Origin of the sequence: Haloglomus salinum (genome assembly GCF_024298825.1) — an archaeon.
In the GTDB taxonomy this organism is placed as follows: domain Archaea; phylum Halobacteriota; class Halobacteria; order Halobacteriales; family Haloarculaceae; genus Haloglomus; species Haloglomus salinum.
On record NZ_CP101153.1, the window covers coordinates 1579400 to 1597819 of the forward strand.

General features: G+C 63.4%; 20 protein-coding genes. 12 read left to right on the plus strand and 8 right to left on the minus strand.

The window, feature by feature from the left end; all coding sequences use genetic code 11:
- Nucleotides 1-5: 5 nt before the first annotated feature.
- Nucleotides 6-3488, minus strand: coding sequence for an ATP-binding protein (locus tag NL115_RS07705; RefSeq protein WP_254832598.1), 3483 nt, complete (start codon nt 3486-3488; stop codon nt 6-8).
- A 198-nt stretch (nt 3489-3686) separates the two neighbouring features.
- A complete protein-coding gene (locus tag NL115_RS07710; protein ID WP_254832599.1) occupies nt 3687-4487 on the minus strand; it encodes a CBS domain-containing protein in 801 nt (266 codons plus the stop codon).
- A 77-nt stretch (nt 4488-4564) separates the two neighbouring features.
- Here NL115_RS07710 and NL115_RS07715 point away from each other — a divergent pair, with 77 nt between their 5' ends.
- Nucleotides 4565-4906, plus strand: a complete 342-nt coding sequence (locus NL115_RS07715; RefSeq protein ID WP_254832600.1) for a DUF8165 family protein — start codon at nt 4565-4567, stop codon at nt 4904-4906.
- Nucleotides 4907-4914: 8 nt separating this feature from the next.
- On the opposite strand, the gene NL115_RS07720 is transcribed toward NL115_RS07715, so the two are convergent.
- Nucleotides 4915-6279 (minus strand): restriction endonuclease, encoded by a 1365-nt coding sequence (locus NL115_RS07720; protein ID WP_254832601.1) that lies wholly within the window; start codon nt 6277-6279, stop codon nt 4915-4917.
- 94 nt (nt 6280-6373) lie between these two features.
- On the opposite strand from NL115_RS07720, the gene NL115_RS07725 reads away from it, so the two are divergent.
- From NL115_RS07725 to NL115_RS07740, 4 genes are all read left to right on the plus strand, one after another.
- Nucleotides 6374-7012: an IS6 family transposase gene (locus tag NL115_RS07725; protein ID WP_254832602.1), complete on the plus strand. Its 639-nt coding sequence runs from the start codon at nt 6374-6376 to the stop codon at nt 7010-7012.
- A 128-nt stretch (nt 7013-7140) separates the two neighbouring features.
- Nucleotides 7141-7683, plus strand: coding sequence for a DUF7342 family protein (locus NL115_RS07730; RefSeq protein WP_254832603.1), 543 nt, complete (start codon nt 7141-7143; stop codon nt 7681-7683).
- A 5-nt stretch (nt 7684-7688) separates the two neighbouring features.
- Complete coding sequence (locus NL115_RS07735; RefSeq protein WP_254832604.1) at nt 7689-8204, plus strand: hypothetical protein; 516 nt, start codon at nt 7689-7691, stop codon at nt 8202-8204.
- Between the two features lie 156 nt (nt 8205-8360).
- The gene (locus tag NL115_RS07740) at nt 8361-9224 is read left to right on the plus strand and encodes a DUF2250 domain-containing protein (protein WP_254832605.1); all 864 of its coding nucleotides are present in this window, start codon (nt 8361-8363) and stop codon (nt 9222-9224) included.
- A gap of 170 nt (nt 9225-9394) precedes the next feature.
- Here the strand turns inward: NL115_RS07740 and NL115_RS07745 are convergent, their stop codons facing one another.
- Complete coding sequence (locus NL115_RS07745; protein ID WP_254832606.1) at nt 9395-9862, minus strand: hypothetical protein; 468 nt, start codon at nt 9860-9862, stop codon at nt 9395-9397.
- Between the two features lie 364 nt (nt 9863-10226).
- Here NL115_RS07745 and NL115_RS07750 point away from each other — a divergent pair, with 364 nt between their 5' ends.
- On the plus strand, nt 10227-10487 hold the full coding sequence (locus tag NL115_RS07750; RefSeq protein WP_254832607.1) for a ubiquitin-like small modifier protein 1: 261 nt from the start codon (nt 10227-10229) through the stop codon (nt 10485-10487).
- Between the two features lies 1 nt (nt 10488).
- On the opposite strand, the gene NL115_RS07755 is transcribed toward NL115_RS07750, so the two are convergent.
- A complete protein-coding gene (locus NL115_RS07755) occupies nt 10489-11799 on the minus strand; it encodes an acetamidase/formamidase family protein (protein WP_254832608.1) in 1311 nt (436 codons plus the stop codon).
- 124 nt (nt 11800-11923) lie between these two features.
- Between NL115_RS07755 and xseA the strand changes: the two genes are divergently transcribed.
- Nucleotides 11924-13315: an exodeoxyribonuclease VII large subunit gene (gene xseA, locus NL115_RS07760; protein WP_254832609.1), complete on the plus strand. Its 1392-nt coding sequence runs from the start codon at nt 11924-11926 to the stop codon at nt 13313-13315.
- A gap of 13 nt (nt 13316-13328) precedes the next feature.
- Here xseA and NL115_RS07765 read toward each other — a convergent pair whose 3' ends face one another.
- Nucleotides 13329-13763: a TRAM domain-containing protein gene (locus NL115_RS07765; RefSeq protein WP_254832610.1), complete on the minus strand. Its 435-nt coding sequence runs from the start codon at nt 13761-13763 to the stop codon at nt 13329-13331.
- Nucleotides 13764-13938: 175 nt separating this feature from the next.
- Here NL115_RS07765 and NL115_RS07770 point away from each other — a divergent pair, with 175 nt between their 5' ends.
- Nucleotides 13939-14169 carry an exodeoxyribonuclease VII small subunit gene (locus tag NL115_RS07770; protein WP_254832611.1) on the plus strand — a complete coding sequence of 77 codons (231 nt, stop codon included), beginning with the start codon at nt 13939-13941 and terminating at the stop codon, nt 14167-14169.
- A 15-nt stretch (nt 14170-14184) separates the two neighbouring features.
- Here the strand turns inward: NL115_RS07770 and NL115_RS07775 are convergent, their stop codons facing one another.
- Nucleotides 14185-14646, minus strand: coding sequence for a hypothetical protein (locus tag NL115_RS07775; protein WP_254832612.1), 462 nt, complete (start codon nt 14644-14646; stop codon nt 14185-14187).
- Nucleotides 14647-14945: 299 nt separating this feature from the next.
- Here NL115_RS07775 and NL115_RS07780 point away from each other — a divergent pair, with 299 nt between their 5' ends.
- From NL115_RS07780 to NL115_RS20830, 4 genes are all read left to right on the plus strand, one after another.
- Nucleotides 14946-15371, plus strand: a complete 426-nt coding sequence (locus tag NL115_RS07780; RefSeq protein WP_254832613.1) for a DUF8030 family protein — start codon at nt 14946-14948, stop codon at nt 15369-15371.
- Nucleotides 15372-15886: 515 nt separating this feature from the next.
- On the plus strand, nt 15887-16744 hold the full coding sequence (locus tag NL115_RS07785) for a DNA-binding protein (protein ID WP_254832614.1): 858 nt from the start codon (nt 15887-15889) through the stop codon (nt 16742-16744).
- A gap of 472 nt (nt 16745-17216) precedes the next feature.
- Nucleotides 17217-17357 (plus strand): hypothetical protein, encoded by a 141-nt coding sequence (locus NL115_RS07790; protein ID WP_254832615.1) that lies wholly within the window; start codon nt 17217-17219, stop codon nt 17355-17357.
- 400 nt (nt 17358-17757) lie between these two features.
- On the plus strand, nt 17758-17898 hold the full coding sequence (locus NL115_RS20830; RefSeq protein WP_491536943.1) for a DUF7835 family putative zinc beta-ribbon protein: 141 nt from the start codon (nt 17758-17760) through the stop codon (nt 17896-17898).
- 217 nt (nt 17899-18115) lie between these two features.
- Here NL115_RS20830 and NL115_RS07795 read toward each other — a convergent pair whose 3' ends face one another.
- Nucleotides 18116-18259: a rubrerythrin-like domain-containing protein gene (locus tag NL115_RS07795; RefSeq protein WP_254832616.1), complete on the minus strand. Its 144-nt coding sequence runs from the start codon at nt 18257-18259 to the stop codon at nt 18116-18118.
- Between the last annotated feature and the right edge of the window lie 161 nt (nt 18260-18420).

Consider the following 18420-nt stretch of genomic DNA (forward strand, 5'->3'; position numbering starts at 1 on the left):
GTCCTCTACGACTGCTCTTCCAACTGGTTCCGTATCCGGCGAACCGACAGGATATCGGTGAACCCCGCCGTGTCGATCGTCCAGCGCTGTGGGGGTGAGTTCTCGCTGTAGGTTTTCTCGACGCGGGGCTCGCCATCGGCCGGCTCGTTCAGCGCCGCGAGCACGTCATGTGCGGCCTCGCGATTCCGAACCATCCAGAGTGCGGCCGCCGGGTCGCAGGCCGCCATCGCGTCGAAGTCGGCCGGAGCGCCCGTTCGGAGGTCGTTGTTCACCCGCTCGGCTTCCAGCGTGACGACGACCTCTCCGGTCTCGTCGAGCCCGGCGGCATCGAGCCGCCGTCCATCCCCGACAGGGTGATAGCTCACTGCCTCGACGACATCCGAGTCCGAATCCGCTGCATACTCTTGCTCGATGAACTTCTCGCCGTAGGCCACCATCATCCTGTGGTAACTCGATTCGGCGAGGTCGCCCTCGCCGTCGCCATGCGCCACGCCCTCCCGGTGTCGTTCACCGATCTCGTCCCGGCCGGCTGCGGTCACCGTGTAGAGTTTATGGGGCATGTGGCCATCCTCGGAGAGGAGTCCCTCATCGATGAGTTCCTGCAGTTCGTCGTCAGCCAGCCCGAGGTACTCCTCGAGCAGCGTCATCGAATCCGACAGCAGGTCGAACTCCAGTTCGGGATCGAACCGCTGCTGGCTGGCCGCGTAGACTGCCTGCAGGAACAGGAGTTGCTGATCAGTGGAGTCGCTCGCGGCGCGTTCCGATGGGGAGAGCTTCAGTGGCACCTGACAGACCGGGATGTCGTCTCGGTCGACCTCGTTGAGCGTGTGACAACAGCTGATGGCCCGTTCCATCCCATCGATGGCCGGCTCGTAGCGGGCGTCGCACGCCTCACATCGGAGCACATGGCGCTCGTCGTCGTATCGAACGGGCTCTGGCATCGGTTCCGTGAACGGCAGTGCCGAGTCGACGCGGTTGGTCGCGTCGGTCCCCGGCGATGTAGTGGTAGCCGTTGGCGTGTCGGTGTCGACAGTGAGTCCGTGGTGCTGTCGGGTGCGCTCGCCGACGGCCGTGAACAGGGCTTCGAACCCCTTCGTTTCCGATGGAGCGAGGGGGTCGCCCCCGGATGGGGCTCCCGGTGGAAGCGGGAGCGATTCGACGAGGAACGGCCGTGGTTCGGCCTCCCCGAACGGTGCCGGCAGGGAGACGAACCACTGGCCGCGTTCGAGCGCTCGGAGCCGGTTGCCGACGTCTTCGGGCGGCATGTCCGCCGTCGCGAAGCGTGTCGTCAGCTGTTCGTCGACGGGGACGTTGCCGGTGACGATGGTGGAGACGTTGTTGAGCAGCTCCTCGTACGCACCGGCGTCGGCCTGCTGGAGTTGCGCGGGGAACTGCATCGCGAGCGTCATCGACAGCCCGAAGCTCCGGGACTGGGCCAGCAAATCGCCGAGCAGGTCCGTCGCCGCAACGGAAGCGGCTTCCTCAAGGTAGAGGTTGACCAGCGGTGTGTCACCGGTGCTGGTGCGCTCGCGCCGCCGGAGTGCCGTCCAGAGGTTCGACAGGAGAACCAGCGTGAGGACGCGCTTGCTCTCCGAGCGGAGCCCGCCCAGATCGAACAGGACGACGGCGTCCTCGTCGAGGATGCGATGGAAATCGAACCGTGGGGCGCCGTCGGCGTGGACGTGGTTGAACACTCGGGCGAGCCGGTCGTCGAGCGGAATCTTCTCGATGCGGTTGGCCACCCCCTGCATCAGCTCGCTGAACGAGCGCTCGTTGTTCGCAATGATGCCCTCCAGCATCGCCTCGAGTTCCGGGTCCGAGACCTGCGGTGGCTGGCGGGTGCTCCGGAGTTGCTGGACGGCCGCCTGCAGGTCCGCGTGCGTGTAGGCGTCGCTGCCGTGGACCGGGTCGAACAGTGCCTTCACCAGATACCGGATGATGTCCGGCGACCGGACGGCCTGCTCGAAGCGCTCGGTGCCCATCACGCCCCGGAGGACCTCGACGTAGTGGTCGACGACGTTCTGCACCGCGCTGGCACGGTTGATGCCCGCATCCAGCTGTGGTCGGATATCGAAGAACGAGAGCGCTGGGAGCGTCTCGGCGCAGTCGAAGTAGTAGACATCGTCGAGGTCGCCGTGGTCGGCGTAGTGGGCCCGGAGGTACTCGGTGGGCATCCCGTCGCCCTTCGGGTCGATAAGGATGTCCGCGCCGTCGGTGGCGGCGTGGTTCTCGCGGATGGCGTTGACGAGGCTCGTCGACTTGCCGGCGCCGGTCTTCCCGAACCAGGCGACGTGGAGTGGCTGGAGTGCTGGCGGGAGTGCGACGGTGCGGTCGAGTGGGTCGCTGTCGGCGGAGAGTGGCTGGCCAAGCGGGAGGCCCTGGTCGGCGTAGTGGGCGAGCGTGTGCTCGTCCGGGAGGGGGACGCCGGTCCGTTCTTCGGGGAGCGTGCTGAACGCCCGCCGGGCCTGTTCAGAGAGGTCGTTCCCGTCAAGCAGGCAGAAGTGTGCGACGGTGGTCGCGTCGGCGACGATGCAGGGATCGTGGTTGCTCCCCAGTGGGAGGCGGCGCCGGAGCGTGTCCGTGAGCGAGTCGGCCTCACGGAAGGTCGCGCTCGTGAGGGCGTCGGCGAGCTCGGTGGTGGTGTCGTCCGTGTGGAGCCGATGGCCGACCCGATAGAAGTCCCCGCCGACGGCTGCGAAGGCGCTGGCGAGTTCCCGGGCCGTCGGTTCGGCGTCCGGACCGGTCGCGAGGAGGCGTGCGTTCACCTCGAAGGAGTGGGATGCGGATTTCGCCAGAATCGCGTCGATGCGGGTTCCCGGCCGGCTGCCAGTGTCGCCCTTCCGGTGGGCCGGGGTGGTCGTCGCGTCGCTGTCGACATCCTCGGGGTCGGTGGGGCCGACGAGCGTCTTGAACGCTCGCTGGCTGATCGTGTCCTCGTTGTGTTCGAGCTTGTGGACGCGATATTCGGCCTCGCCACTCCAGTCCGGTTTCGGGCGGAGGAGTGCCTGGTAGACGACTCGGCCGTCGGCGTCGAGCATCCCCTCGGCGACGCTACTCAGGGCGAGATCCGGGGCGTCTTCGACGCGGGCGGTGTCGTGCTGTTCCGGGGCATCGGAGAGTTGTGGCGGTCGGAGTCGGGTTTGCCAGTCCTCCCGGCGTTCGCCGACCCCCTGGAGTTCCGCGATGGCGTAGTCTTGGTTCTGGAGGTCGGGCAGCGGGTCGGTGTCGGTATCGGTGATGGCGTAGCCATCCGGAGTGAGTCGTTGTGCGAGTCGGCGGACGGTCGGGAGGGTGTCCGGTGGGGCGCCAAGATAGTAGGCGATCTCGTCGGCGTCGGGTTCGGCCACGAGACAGAACTCGATCGGGTCGGTGACTGCTTCGTGGAGTTGCGTGAACTGGGTGGTAAGCCGGTCGGCGGCTAAGGGCTCGTTTGCCGGGCGGATACGGAGGTACTGGTGGGTTTGCTGGGGTGTACCTGTCGTAGCCATCAGTTTGTTCCGCGGAATTCGATGAGAGTATAAATAACTGATGAGTTCCGTGAGCCGGACCGAAACTGCTGCTACCTGCGATGGTGGTCTCTCGACTAAGACGGCCGAGAGATTCGTCCTCCATACCAGCCTCGGGAAGTATTAGTCGCCTCGTGTCCGGTGTCTCCTCCGCCTCTCAGTGACTGTCGCCTCTTCCAGTCATTGCATCGGGGCTAATCGCTCTTGCAGCTCCTGCATCTGGTTATATGTCTCCTCTAGCTCGGTAATCGTCCGTCCGGACTCGCCGATTCCTCGGTTCGTGTTCTGGATGACAGGCCTTGAGTGAGCGACATCGTTCCGGAGTTCGACTACCTTGTCGAGTCGACTCCCGGCCTGATGGCCTGCGGAGAACCCGCAGGCCTCCCAGCAGGCCTCGTTGTTAGCTACGATCCGTTTCAACGTGGAGAACTGTGCGTAGTGGATCGGCTCCAATTCGATATTCGCCCGTGCTGCCTGCTCTCGTCGTTGGTCGATGTCGTCAAGTGCGTCCCCTTTGAGGCCGGGAGTTGTCTCCCGCCAGTCTGGAGCATGTTCGGTGATGCAGGCTCGGAAGGCGTGCTCCAGCCGCGAGAGGTGCGTGAAGAGGTGGCGGTAGACGGATTCGCTATTCAGATCTGCTCGAGTGAGGATTCCGCTGATGCGATCTCTATCGCCAAGATAGTAGAACGATCGCTCGTACAGCGCATCCAGCACCGTCTCGAACGAGGCATCACCCGAGATGAGAACCTCAATCGTGAGTGGTGATGCGACCGCCTCGAGTAGATCATCGCTGTTGGCCTCCTGCGCAGTCTCTACCGTGACGTATCCGACGGGCCGGTCATCGTCGTCGACGACCGGGGCGCTGTCGAACCCCTGGGCTTGCAGCCAGGTCGAGGTTTCTCCTGCACCGGCGCCAACTGGCCGTGTTGCGGGATCAGGGGTTGCGATGGCCCGGGCGGTAGCGCTGTCCGTATGGTCCATGTGTCGTCCCCCGACTCCGGCGCTGGTAATGATTTGGCACAGATTTATGCCCTTAAAGCATAATATATCGATAAGATATGTCCCTGGAGAATCCTCACGTCCGGTTCGACAGCGTGCCCTACAGCGCCGCTCGTTCGGTTCTCCCGGTGGAGTCGCTGTCTCCGGACGTCTGGGCTCGTCACGATACGGCGGCGGAATGGTTGGAATCGGTGCCCGTATCGGGCATCCTCGCGGTTGCGCCGGAGAGCATGGCGACCGGGTACAAGTTAGCCCAGATGCCGCTGACCGTCGTCTCGCTTGATGATCTGCCTGCCGAGGTTCGTACCTCCGTGGTCGAGGCTGCGTCCGGGGACTACTCGCTGCTTGTGCTCGGACAGGCGACGAATCAGGTGAACCACCGACTTCGTGAATACGTGTAATCGGTGGGTCAGATGACGCCTGTTGCCACCAGCGTCAGGAGCACTAGGACTAGTGCGGTGACAGCACTACCGCCGACCAACGGCGGATTCTCCATCGCCTTCTCGTGGAGTGGCATCTCCGCGTACTCCTCACGGAAGTCCTCCAGATTCGCCTCGTCGTAGAAGTGTTTCGTCGCGAACGCGAACTTGCCGGTCACCGAACAGCCGGTACAGATGGGTGTCTCCTCCAGCCGTTCTGTCTTCGTGTGTGATTCGCAGTTGATGCTCCCGCAGTTCGTGCAGTAGGTGTACGTCTCGTCGCTCGCGTCGGTGTCGCAGTGGACGCAGCGCCGTACGTCGTCCTCGACGGTCTCCCGTGAGGGTCCCGCGATGTAGGCCTCGTACCCGTGTCGATACTCGCCGAGCGTCACGCCGAATCGAATCTGTGGCAGATAGATTGGCGTGACCGACTGCACCGAGATATCCGACTGGTTGGGTTCGCACTCTTTCGTGTACGTGACGTTGTTGTCGCCGGTGTACTGGACGGTGGTCGTATGGCGGCGCCGGAACCGGTCGACGGCCCAGTCCTTGTACTCGGTCTGGGTCTGGCCGAACCGGTTGACGACGAGGTCACCGTAGGTCTCCCCGAAGGATTCCTCGTCCAATTCGATTGCCTGCGAGAGATTGTTGCCGACCAGTTCGGCGACGTGGTCCGGGCAGGGGGTCGGTCCATCACGCCCGGCGTGTAGGGCGACGCCGTCGGTCTGGTTGACCCGGTGGATGACACCAACGGAGGTTTCGAACGTGGCCTGGATGCGGGCCGAGACGATGATGATTGGCTGGAAGTGCGCCTGCCGGTGGGCTGGCGGCAGGTCCTCGATGGCGAGGTTCTCCACATCACGGACGGCTGTGAAGAGCGGGTCGTCGACGGGCCCGGTCGGGTCGTGGGGGCGGAGAGTCTCGTCACAGAGGACCTCGATGCGGCCGTTGTAGAGGTCGAGCCCCACCTCGTCGGCCAACTCGCGGAGCTTGCGGCCGTCAATGAGTTCGATCGGATACGGGTCGTCGTTGGCTTCGAGTCGCTCGGCGTACTCTTCGGCCGGCCCGGAGAAGCGTCCCGTTGTGACGACCATCCCGCGCTTCGGACCATCGAAGTCGTGCGTGGCGATGGCCGAGTGGAGTTTCTGGACGACCGGCCGGCCGACCGACTGTGTGTGTTTGCACTCGACGACGATACTGCGACGGGTCCCGTCGACGACCTCCTCCATGATGATGTCCCGTCCCTCGTCGGCGGTTTTGGTGGCCTGTCGGACGTTCTCGTAGCCGAGGTTCCGGAAGACGTCTTCCATCACGTCCTCGAACTCGAACCCTGAGAGGTCGTCCAGAATCGGCATTACCCAGTGTCGGGTGGGCGTGTGGCTTGAGTGTTCGGCATGGAGAGTCGGTCGCGTTAAGTTAGAGGATGAGGCGGTCGAGTTTGAAGTGTCTATGCCCAAATCCAACCGCCTCAGCAACGCTATCGACTGGATCGACTTGTCGTTTGTGGAGCGAGATTGGACTCCCCGCTGGGCGATTGAAGTGGGTATCCGGTGTCACCTGTCCGGTATGTCATTACGGGATACCAGTCAATTTCTCGGTGAGTTGGGAGTCCAGCGCAGTCACGTCGCCATCCACAACTGGGTGCATAAGGCCGAACTACAGCCCATCTCGACGCCGTCAGCGGATCAGCTTGCGGTTGACGAGAAGATGATTCGCCTCCACGGCAAGGAGTTCTGGCTGTACGGTGCCGTCGATCCGAAAACGAACGAAATCATTGCCCTCGAGTTGTATCCGACGACAACCAAGGTGACGACGCGGTGGTTTCTCGACCAGCTTCATCGCCGTTGTAACCTGGCTGAGGTCACGATCCTCGTCGATGACGCCACGTATCTCACCGAGGTTCTCGCCGACGACGGCTACCGATTCCGATATGAGCCAGATGGGGATCGGAACAGCATCGAACGTGTCTTCAGAGAGATAGAACGCAGAACTTCTTCGTTCTCGAATAGTTTCAGCCATGTCGAGCTAGAGACAGCTCAATCGTGGCTCGAAGCCTTCGCCGTCTACCACAATTCACGACAAAGTTAACACGACCGGAGAGTCCGTGCCGGTCCATCCTGCCGACGAGTTGTCTCGTCGCTCGTCAGCGCTCATCTCTCAATATTCTACGAGCGGTCGTAACATATATTGACACCAGTGGACAAGGAATCGTAGAGATGCCCGACTGGAAGGATGACCGCTCGCCCCGCGAGCGAGTCCGGCAGATCGCCGAAACGGTCACCGATCCGGTCTCGACGAACTGGGTCGCTGAGCAGGCTGCTGTCGGCTGGCAGACCGCCAAAGACGAACTGGAGCAACTCGCAGATCGGGGCGACCTCCGGCGGGTCCAGCAGGGTGACAACGTCAGATACGTCCCGGACTTCACTCGCCTGTATACGGAGCGGATTCGGGAACTCGTGCTCTCGTTCTCCCGTGAGGAGCTTCGCGAGGAAATCGTCCAGGCGAAAGAGGATATCCAGAGTATCCAGTCCGAGTACGCAGTCGAGTCGCGAGACGAACTCGAGGCGTCGTTGAGCGCCCCGGACGTGTCCGCAGCTGAGGCCAGGGAGCGACAGCAATCGCTCCGTCGATGGGAAGAGGTAGCCGACGAAATCCAGCTTCTGGAACACGCCCTCAGCCTCTACGATGACCTCCACGATGTCGATCCGTACGCTGAAGAGGACGTCGACGAGGGAGCCTCCGAGACGAGGGTTGCGTAGGAACCATGGCACCGTTCGGGTTCATCTTCCTCGCGAACAGGGGGAACCTCACGAAGGCGAAGCTCTACGAGGCGATTCGTCGACGGCTCGGTAAGGAGCCCGGCTGTTACGGGGTTCGGGTGCGTCCGTCTCGGGCTCGTCCGAGAACCATCGAAGCTCGTGTGGAGACAGCGGAATTCCTGGGGCGAGCGTATGCCGTCGACGATGCGACCTTGACGGTGCGATTCTCTTACCCTCGGGCCGTGGGGTACGAGTACTACGTCATCGAATGGAGTGAGGCTGCACGTGATTTCGGAATCGGCTGGCATCAGGACGAGGACCATCCCGACCTCGGAGAGTGTCACTTCCAGATTGACCACGTCGGGGCGACGATCGACCGACGGTCAGCGACGTTCGTCGACGAACATCCTCTGGAGGTTCTAGAGACCCGGCTGGACCAGTTGCGAACGGTCCTTCCCCGAATCGATTGGGCCGAGGGTGAGCCGAAGCTTTCCGACGATGGATTACCCGTCCCCGAGTAGTCTCTGCTCGGTCGCTCGACGAGTGAGCGGGAGGGGACGCTTCACGAGTGATGTGGCCAGCAGTTGCTGACATTGAATCGCATCAGCGCTTCACTACCTCATGAGTGGGGTGGGCGCAGTACGTTCAAACCTGTTGCTATCCAATAGACGACACGAATGGTCTCCCAGGCCGAGATCGACCGGCTTCGTCTCGAGGCCGATACCATCATGACTCGCTACGAGGCGGTCCGGGAGGCGCTGGAGACGGCCCGTACCGAGTCTGGTGACCACTGGGAGGACGGCGAGTTGGACGTGACACTCCAGACGCCCCACGGTGAGCCAATCGAGCTCACGCTCGATCTCGACGCCGATCCGTCGAGCAACGCTCAGCAGCGATACGAACGGGCGTCGGAGCTGGAAGCCGAACTGGAACGCAAGCAGGCCGTCGTGGGACAACTGGCGCCGATGCCCGCGGAGCCGGTTGCGTACCTGCTCCTGTATCATCTCGATACCGTCGAGGGGAACTACCCACGCTCGATGGCCGGGCATCTCGACGCCGAGCGTGGACAGGTCGAGGACCTGTGTGAGGAGCTAGAGCGCGTGGGGTTCCTGGAGCGCCTCGAATCTGGGACCGTCAAGCAGCGGCGGGCGAAGGCCAAGCAGAGCGACGAGGTCCGACAGCATCACACCTACTACCGCCTCTCCCGGGAGGGTGACCACCTGCTACGCTTCCTCGAGGAACGGGAGGGGAAGCTGAACGTGTTGCGGCATCTCCCCGACGGGCAGACCATCGTTCGCCGGTTAGCTCGTGGGGGGCCTGATTACGCGCGGATGACGGCGAACGAGTTGGGGATGGCGTTCGAGTACGTCCGGCACTGCTACCGGGCGCTTCGCCGCGTCGGGCTCGTCACCGAGTACGAGGGGGGCACGATCAAGGCGAGCGAGCGGAAACTGAAGCCGAAGGACGAGACCCATCGGAAGCACACCTACTACGTGGCGACCGACATCGCCGATACGTTGCTGCGGGAGCTAGATGAGTAATCGGCAGGGCGATGTCATTCCATCTCTGAGCCCCTTTCGTGATGTCACCTGTTCTGACTCTGCCGAACTCAATCATACTTGACAGTATCTGGGTGCTAAATATAGAGGATGGGCTCAGCAGAGGTGATTGTGTTTGCCTCAGTGAAGTGAACTGCGTTGATTGTCTCTTTTCAGCAGTTGAGGGCCTGGTCTTGGTGTAACTCCAGACGGACTGTGGGGACAAATAGCCAGTCACCCTTGACAAGCGGTAATTCTGGAGAAGGAACGAACTCTGATAGCGAGTTATGCACCAGCACCGTTCCGTCTCCTACATCCAACAGATACGAGTCCTCTGTATCCCCCACGCCGACCGACGCACCAATTTTCTCAATTCGCCCGTAGAGGTCGTAATTCCACTTCGTTGGTGGAGAATTGGCTGCTTCGATTCGAGCTTTGTTCGCAGAGATACGCTCTACGCCCTCTCGCGGATACGCCAGAACACAGACTCGTTCGATGTTCGGCCTGACCCACGAGATGTGGAAGTGATCTGCCTCATAAAGGTGGATGGTCTGACCGGAAGGAACGTTGACCGTGACGGTGTAGGAGCCCTCGCCATCTTTGGAAACATCCACCGAACGGACGTGAAGGCCAGCGAGCATCTCGTAACTGCGTATCCGTGCCTCTACGCTTTAATTTGCTCCCTCAACTACCTCACTGGAACTTCACAAGGGGCTCGGTTATCTCTGACTGCTGCATTCGCGCCCTGTATGCAGCACGACCGCTGGAACCTGTCATCGATGTAGCGGCTCAACAACTTTCTGTTCGGCAGACCGATTTGTGAACCGGCGTCGTAATCCTCCGTACGGCCGAGAATGGGAGCCGCTGGCCCGCTTACCTATATCAGGACACCACCGGTATGAACGAAGGACGCGAACACGAGGGTGTTTACCGGAGTCCGGTTCCGTGGTGTTGACCAGCTACCGGGGCAGCGGACTTTTGCTGCGGCTCCCTCTAGACCTGCTCATGGAGGTCGTCGTCTACGGGTCGCTCCGCTCGGCTACCGGATCGAAGGAGGTCACGCTCTCGCCGACGGAGCAGACCGTCGCGGGCGTCATCGAAGCACTCTGCGATGCGTATCCACGGGCGGAGTCGCATCTGGTCGACGATGAGGATGCGCTCCGTCCCAGCGTTCGTGTCGCTGTCGACGGCGAGACCGCCGACATGGATAGGTCCTGTCCGCCGGACGCCAAAATCGAGATTTTCCCCGCGATGCGGGGCGGCTGAGCTACAGGCCGTACTGGGCGCGGACCGTCTCGGCCAGGCCGACCGCTTCGAGTCTCTCCATCGGCGCGAGCATCGACAGCTGCACGACCCCTGGTAGCCGGGCGATCTCGACGCCGCCGGTGAACGTACACCGGCCACGGACCTCGCCCTCGGTCATGTCGAGCAGGTCGCCGGCCCGGTCGAAGGCGTTCTCCGTTGCCTCGTTGATCGTCGCCCCGGACCCGATTACCTGAATCGGCGCAGCATCGGCGAGGTCGTCGACATCGTACTCATCGGCGACGACCTGCCCGGCCTCGCGCTCGGCGTCCGTGTACGGTTGTGCGATGTGGGGCAGGTCCTCCTCGTTGGGCAGGAGGAGCGGCCCGCCCAGGTCGAGGTCCTTGATGACCTCCACCTCCAGCTCGGTCCGGCCGCTCACGTCGGTCGTGTGGAGCGAGAGCTCACCGTCCCCCTGGTTGGCGTGCAGGTCGCCGACGTAGAGCCCGCCGCCCTCGATGCGGACCGGACAGATGAGCGTCGCCCCCGGACGGACATCGTTGGAGTCGAGGTGGCCGTCGGTCCGTGCTTCGAGGGCTGCCTCGTCAGGTAGGCCCCAGTCGTGCTCGGCGCCGATGAGGAACTGGCCGAAGTCGCCGGCGTTATGCGAGTCCGGGAACTCCCGGGCCGGCGTCGTCCCGATGTTGCCGATGAACGGCCGAAGCCGGCCGAGCGTGCCCGGAATCTCGTCAGCGTCGGGGCCGTACAGGAGGATGGGATGCTGCCGGGAGTTCTCCGGGAGTGCCATCGCCTCATCAGCGTTGTTCGCGAGCTGGTCGGCTCCCTCGGGCCCGACGGTCACGCCGACGGTCCGGTCGTCATCGAACGCGACGGTGTAGCCGAACTCGAAGCCGAACGAGGAGGCGTTCGCCCCGCACTCCGCACAGCGGATAGCCTCCTCGCCGATGCCTTCGACGACGCTCTCGGGCCACTCGGCACCACACTCCGGGCAGACGTGATCGACGAACGGGTCGTCTCCGAACGCCTCCTCTCGCTCGCGCATACTCCCGGTGCTGGTGGCGACGCTCGTCACCTCGACGTCCTTGATCCGGACGACGAGGGCGTCACCCGGCTCGGCGTTCTCGACCCGGATCGGCCGTGTCACCTCGTGGCCGCCACGGAACTTCGGTGTGATCATCGGTCCCCAGCAGGCCGGTGGCGTGTGGGTCCGCACGGTTCCGCCGTCGGCGACCGTCCCGGCCCATTCCTGCTCGGGTCCGACCAGCCCGAGGGTGAACGCGTCGACCTCGAGTTCCTGTTGGATCTGTTGGGACATACGTGTGGCAGTACGTAGCATGATGGCATAAATCTCGACCCCGTTGGCGTTGGTTTCCGGCGGCCGGCGTGTGTTCCGGATAGCCGATGGTTTATCCTGTTGCCAGCCGACGGACGGAGTAACCGTGGCGAACGTCGACCAGCCAGGAGGTGGGGACGTTGACCTCCCGGACGGCACCTGGTCCGTCGCCGAACTCAACGAGGAGATCACGACCATCCTCGAGGCGTCGAATGACCGCCTCCCGACCTACGTCGTCGGCGAGGTGTCCGACGTGAGCCACTACGACTTCGGGACGTTCTTCGACCTCCGAGATCTCGACGGGGAGGCTCTCATCTCCTGTCTGGCGTGGTCATACGCTATCGACGGCTTCGACCACGACCTCGAGGCGGGCACGTCGGCGGTCGTCCAGGCGTCGGTCGAGTACCACGCCGAGAAAGGCAATATGCAGCTCATGGTCAGCGACTACTGGCCGCTTGGCGAGAGCGCCCGGGTGCAGGAACTCGAGGCGTTGCGGGCGGCGCTCGACGAGGAGGGACTGTTGGATGCTGACCGGAAGCGGGAAGTGCCCGCGTATCCCCGAACGGTCGGCGTCGTTACCTCGCTGTCGGGGTCGGCGCGTGAGGACGTCTGTTCGGCCATCCACGACCGGGCGCCCGGTGTGGACGTGAAGCTCTGTGGGGCGACCGTGCAGGGTGAGAACGCGGTGTCCTCGGTCATCGGCGCAGTCGAGCACCTAGACCGTGACCCGACGGTGGACGTGCTGATCGTGACCCGTGGTGGGGGCGCCGATGCGGATCTCTGGTGTTTCAACGCTGAGCCGCTTGTCCGCCGGCTCGGGGACTGCCGGACGCCCGTGGTTGCGGCTATCGGCCACGAGGACGACCGGACGCTGGCCGACGACGTGGCCGACGAGCGGTGCATGACGCCGACCGACGCGGGTGTGAACGCGGTGCCCGACATGGCGGTCGTTCGGCGTGGCATCGGTGACCTGGAGCGACGCATCGACGACGCGTATCGCGGGTTCGTCGACGGGCGGCTGGAGGAGTTGGACCGGCGGGTGGCGACGGCCCACGAATCGCTCCAGCAGACCGTGGCGACGCAGCGAGCGGAGCGTCGGGGGCAGTTGCAGCGCGCCTCGGCGCTGGAGGCCCGTATCCACGGGGCGTACGCGTCGCTGGTGGCCGACCGGCTCGATGGGTTGGAACAACGACTGGATGGGGCCCTGCGTGACCTCGAGCACGCCGCCGAGACCGAGGCTGTGACTGCGCGGGCAGCCCGCGGTCGGGTGGCCGATCTGGAGGCGCGAATCGATGGGGCGTACGAGACTCGCGTCGAGCGTGAACTGGCCTCGCTGGAGACGCGCATCGAGAGCGCCTATCGGGAGCGGGAAGCGGATGCCCGTGTGGCGGCCGGGACCGCGGAGGCACGACGGCTGCGCGTGGTCGTGGCCGTGTTGCTGGCTGTACTGGTGATCGGTGGCGTGGTTGTGGCGGCCCTGTTGCTGGGGCTGGTGTGACTGCGGTATTCGATCAGTCGTAGTAACTCAGCCGCTCCACGACCTCACCGAACGCGACGGTCTGCTTGACGTCCGCGATCTCGATGCGGACGCGTTCGCCCTGTTCAGTGTCCGGGACGATGACGACGAACCCGCGCTCGACGCGAGTGATGCCGTCGCCCTGGTCACCGAGGTTCTCGATTTCTACTGTCAGTGTCTCTCCTTCCTCGACTGGCGGCTCGGGGTGGTCGCGGTCAGGGGATTCAGTCGGCTCCGGCTCGCTCTTGGTGTCGGCTGTCGTCTCGCTCTCGGTATCGGCGTCCGTCTCGAGGACGGCCACGCGATACGTCTCGTTCTCCGAGAGTGTGCCGAGCTGCAGCTCCTGTTCGGGAATCTCAACGTGGTAGCTCCCGCCCTGTTCGGTTATCTGCGCGGAAAACAGACATCGGAGTTGGTCCGAGATCTCCATCGAAACTCTCTGTAATCGCTCCCCCCCGAAACATTTGATTCTGCCGTCTTGCAGGCTCTACTGGCTGCTGATTCGTCATCTGATGGCGACGATTGTCTCTGATTCGTGGTTCGATGGTTCTGATTTTGCTGTCCGTCCGAGGGTTGAAGCCGACTCGTCAGCGTAGTCGGAGGTGATGAGTGCATCAGGGGACGCCGACGAGTGGGGCATCAGCGAGCGGATCGACCGGCTGGAAGCGATTGCCGAGACGCTCGAGGACGGGGAGATCGGGCTGGAACGAGCGAAGGAGTTGCGTGAAGAGGCCGACGAGCATCTGGACGTGCTCCGCGAGGAGCTGGATGTGGGTGATGGGGAGATCATCGAGATGGACGCCGAGGCAGTCGATGTCGATGGGGACGAGAGCTAAGCGTCGGCACTGGAGCTATCTCTTTGGGATGTGAGGCAAACGCTCCTGGACGGTCACGAGAACCCCGTCTCGTTCGTTGGTGGAGACGACTGCGACTACCTCCTCGGTCTCTTCGTCGTAATCGAGGAGTCCGAGTAGGTAGTGGGTCCGTGGAGAGCATGTCAGTTCTTCCCCGGTCGGTTTCGCCACGTCGATACGGAACGGTTTCCCAGTTCCATCGTTGACTGGCTCTGCTTCGTACTCAAAGTCGACGCCGATGACAGTGTAGTCGTCGTTCGTGTACTCGAACAGATCTTGATTCTCGAGGTAGTGTTCGTACGTCCAGGCGTCGATTTCGGCTGCCAACACCAGAAACCAATCGAGCGGGATTCGGTGCGTGAATCGTTCGATCTCGTAGGCCGTTTGCTCCGACCGGATCGGCTCGGTGAAGTGCGTCTCAGTTGTCAGGGGCGCAATCTCGTGACGGGAGAACTCCATTACCGTGAGTGGCGTTCGGGCCGCTGTTGAACTCCTCGGAACCTGCTGGACCCGGCGCGCGGGATACAGAATGGTGGAGCCGTATTGAAAGCCCCCGCTCGCTGGACCAGCCGGGTCTCGCTGCGCTCCTCGTGCCTGCGGTGCTTGCAGCGGCCGGGCTGGGTCCAGCGAGCGGCCCCTTTCAGTCCCGCCCTGTTCGGTCTGGGGCCGCGTAGGGGGTCGTGTGAAATCGGTGTCGGCTACGGTTGGTTTGTGGCCCCCCGCGATAGGTGGCGGGGCGCCAGCTCCGTCGACCAAGCATGGATTCGGCAACTCGCGGTACGGATGACAGTATCGACTTCCCAACCGGCTTCGAGCCGCTGGACGAGATCGACCTCGCGGTGCCGAACGAGTGGGACGACGTTGCGATTGCGGCGCTCGTCGACCGCGTGCTCGCGGCGGTCGCCGAAGGCGAGCTCGCGGCTGAGTACCGGTCGAGGAATCTCTGGGGGTCGAAGCTGATTCGGTATCTGCCTGAGGAAGATGGCTGGTGGTTCGAGAAGCGCCTCTACGACGCCCGGATTGGGTGGCAGTCCGTCTCGAAGTCCCGGGCCGAGGTTCGCGGGGAGCTGACACGATGGCTCTCGCGTGAGACTTCGCGGGCTCGGGATCGGGACGTCGGCCAGTACGTGGATCGGGACGATGCGTTCGTCGTGCGGCCGGTCGAGGCGTTGCGCAACGACTGACTGCCGGCCGGCGTGGGGCTGTATTCGCAGCTCTGGCGTCGTGGAGCGGGTTGGCTCCCCCCTGTGGCTCGCGATCGTTCGTCAGGCTGGCGCGTTTGTGAGTGGTTTGGGTGGGTCGTCGACGGCCCGTCACGCTCGCCACATGCGGGCGGGCGCGGCACTCGTCACCGACCGTTCCGGGCTGCCTGCCTGCGGTAGCGGGCGGGCTGCCGGGCATCCGGTTTGACGCCAGCGGGTAAGCGAGCCGGTCCTGCGCTGCAGTGGCTGCTCGGACTGCCCTCGCTCGCGGTGCTCGCTCGGCGGCACGCTTACTCCGCTGGACGTTTGCGCCTGCCCGGTTGGCGCGCGTGACTGGTTGGGTGCCCGAGCAGACCGCGCTCTCGCTCGCGCCCCCTACGGGGGCGCTCGGAGGCGCGAGCGAGAGCGCTGGTGCTGGTTCGGTCGGTCGTGAAAGGTGCCCCGTGCTGGAACACGGGGCGTCGGACGCTCTGGTGAGCGCCTGCAGAGTGACTGCAATGTCGAGTAACAACATAATCGGTGAAAAGGTTTCAGTCGAGTCGGCGGACGAACAGGTTGCGGTCGAGGCAGAGGAGCCGGAGCTGCGGCCGACGGTGGAGCTGCGGTCGCAGGCGAAGATCGATTCGGAGACGATCGCGAAGGTCGACGGGACGGCCGAGCGTGAGCACCCGTACGGGATGACGCTCGTTGCAGAGGAGAAGTGGGAGGCGCGTGAGCAGGAGAAGGCCCGGACGCGGGCGCGGACGAGTGGTCCCGTGAACGAGCGGCGCGAGGCGGAAGCGCGGGTGACGGCGGCACACGGCAGTCGGCGCAAGCGTGAGGCGTTCGCCCGGCGACGAGCGGGCGTGGACCCGTTGGCCGGGCCGGACAGCGTGGATCCCCGAGAGAAAATGGATGCGGCGACGTTGGCGGAGGTCAATCAGCAGGCCCAGCGCATTCGGGAGACGGTTCGCGAATGCGGCAGTCGGGCTAGCATCAGCCGACAGTTGGCCGAACGGGTCGCTCGGGGGCAGGGTGTCACCGAGGCGACGCTGGACGTGCTGGACGCGGAACGCCGGCGTCCTGGGACGGTCGTGCCCATCGGAGAGCTGGAAGACGTGCCTCGAAAGGAGGTGGCAGTCTCGGGTGAGTGGATTGAATCCTGGGACGCCGATTCATCCAAGATTCAGCAAGTCGGGTTGTTGGAAGACCAGACAGGTCGAACGAAGGTGACGGTCTGGCAGAAGAGCCGTCAGCCGTTGATCGAAGAGGGCGAACGCGTGCGGATTCGGGCGGCCGCGACGAGCTGGTACCAGGGGCGGGTGTCGCTCGCGGTGACGGGCGATACGCGCATCATCTTCACTGACCGGGTGTAGTGGGGCTGCCCCGCTCTTTCTTTCGTGATGGCCACCACCCGCCAGCCGCCTCCCCACCCACCGCTCCGTGCTCGCTCGCTGCGCTCGCTGTGCGCGCAGCCACGACCTCTGGGTGGAGTTTTGGAATCCATCGGAGCGGGTGTCGGTTGTCGGGTGCTCAGCACCGTTGGGGGTCCGACTGCGCGTGTCAGCTCGGAGCGGGCTCTCCCTGTATCCTCGCCGCCCGGGGACGCTCGGTCTCGGCCTGGCACGGTGTCGTCCGTGCCTCGGCATCGTGCTCCTCGCCACCTTCGACCGGCTCCATTTCCGTCCATCCGCTTCGCGTCGGGCCGGGATGAAACACGTCGGTTGCGACGACGGACCCGGGTTGCGAGTCCTCACCCGGGTTGCGTCGACGGACGCGAGCGGTATCATCCCGGCCCGACGCGGCGGGTCGCGCATGGACGGAAATTGTCCTGTCTGCGGTGGCGAGATGCGCGCGATCGACCTCGGCGCTTCGGACGCGTACGAGTGCCAGACCTGCGGCGTCGAGCGTCCCGGAGAGGAACTGAGCTACGAGGGCGAGTGGTTCCCGCTCCACAACGAGATGCTCGACGCGGACCCCCGGCGGTAGGGGCGGTCCCGTCGTTCTGGTGTGTCGTGTGCTGGAGGACTGGCTCGTAGTGGGCCACCACCCGCCAGCCGCCACCCCCACCCTCCGCTCCGTGCTCGCTCACATGCGTTCGCTGTGCGCGCAGCCACGACCTGAAGGTGCACCACTAATCAGTTCGTATTAGTGCTCCCTGGCGTGCTGATCAGGGGTCGGATGTTCGGTAATACGGGGATTGCTCCGAGTCAGACAGAATGACAATCGTTTCACCCGTTTCTTCAAAAAGAGGATACTATTCAATATGTTACCAATTAACAAGCATTGCGATTCTTAAACAAAGAGCATGGCAGACCTCAGCAACCGCATGAAGCATACCGTCGATAGTTCGGATTCTGCACGAGAATACTGTCACTCCTGCGAATAGATGACCTCGCATACGATTAGTCTTGAACTCCAAGTGGAGAATCCAGAGGCCGAATACGCCGAGTTCTCTCGAGAACCCTATCGAATCACAACCTGCCGCAGCTGTGGAGATAACACGTCCAAGCGTATGAATGACCAGTAAGATATCCCACTGTACTTAGCGATTCCTCGCCAGTGGCTTCAGCGGTGATGACGTGACCGAGACGCGCTCTGCATCGTTCGATGGCTGGTGCGTATTTCCCGCCGTTCTTCCTCGGGAATCAGCTCGGCGATCGGTTCCGTCTGCCTGTGTGGTGGGCGTTGCTAATGTTGCTGCACCATAGCGGCGCTTGCGTCATCGGCTGAGCCCTTGGCCGGGTTTAGTCGTGAGCGACAGTTGTGTTTCGCAATGGGCCACCACAGTCGGGGCACGCGTCGTCCTGGTCTGGGTTTTCGACACCTTTGCCGCACTCTTGACACACGTACAACGTTGACTCGCCGGGAGTCGGATTAGATTTAGACATAATCAATCATTATGTTTGTGGAGGTATAAGTTACGGGGTCTCATTATCGCGGTGCAGTAGCAACTGAGCCCGCTTCCACACGGAGTTGGGCAAGGCGGTCGCTACCCACACTGAATCTAATGATTGGAGTAACATCGTTCCGGCCACTTTCGGTGATCGAC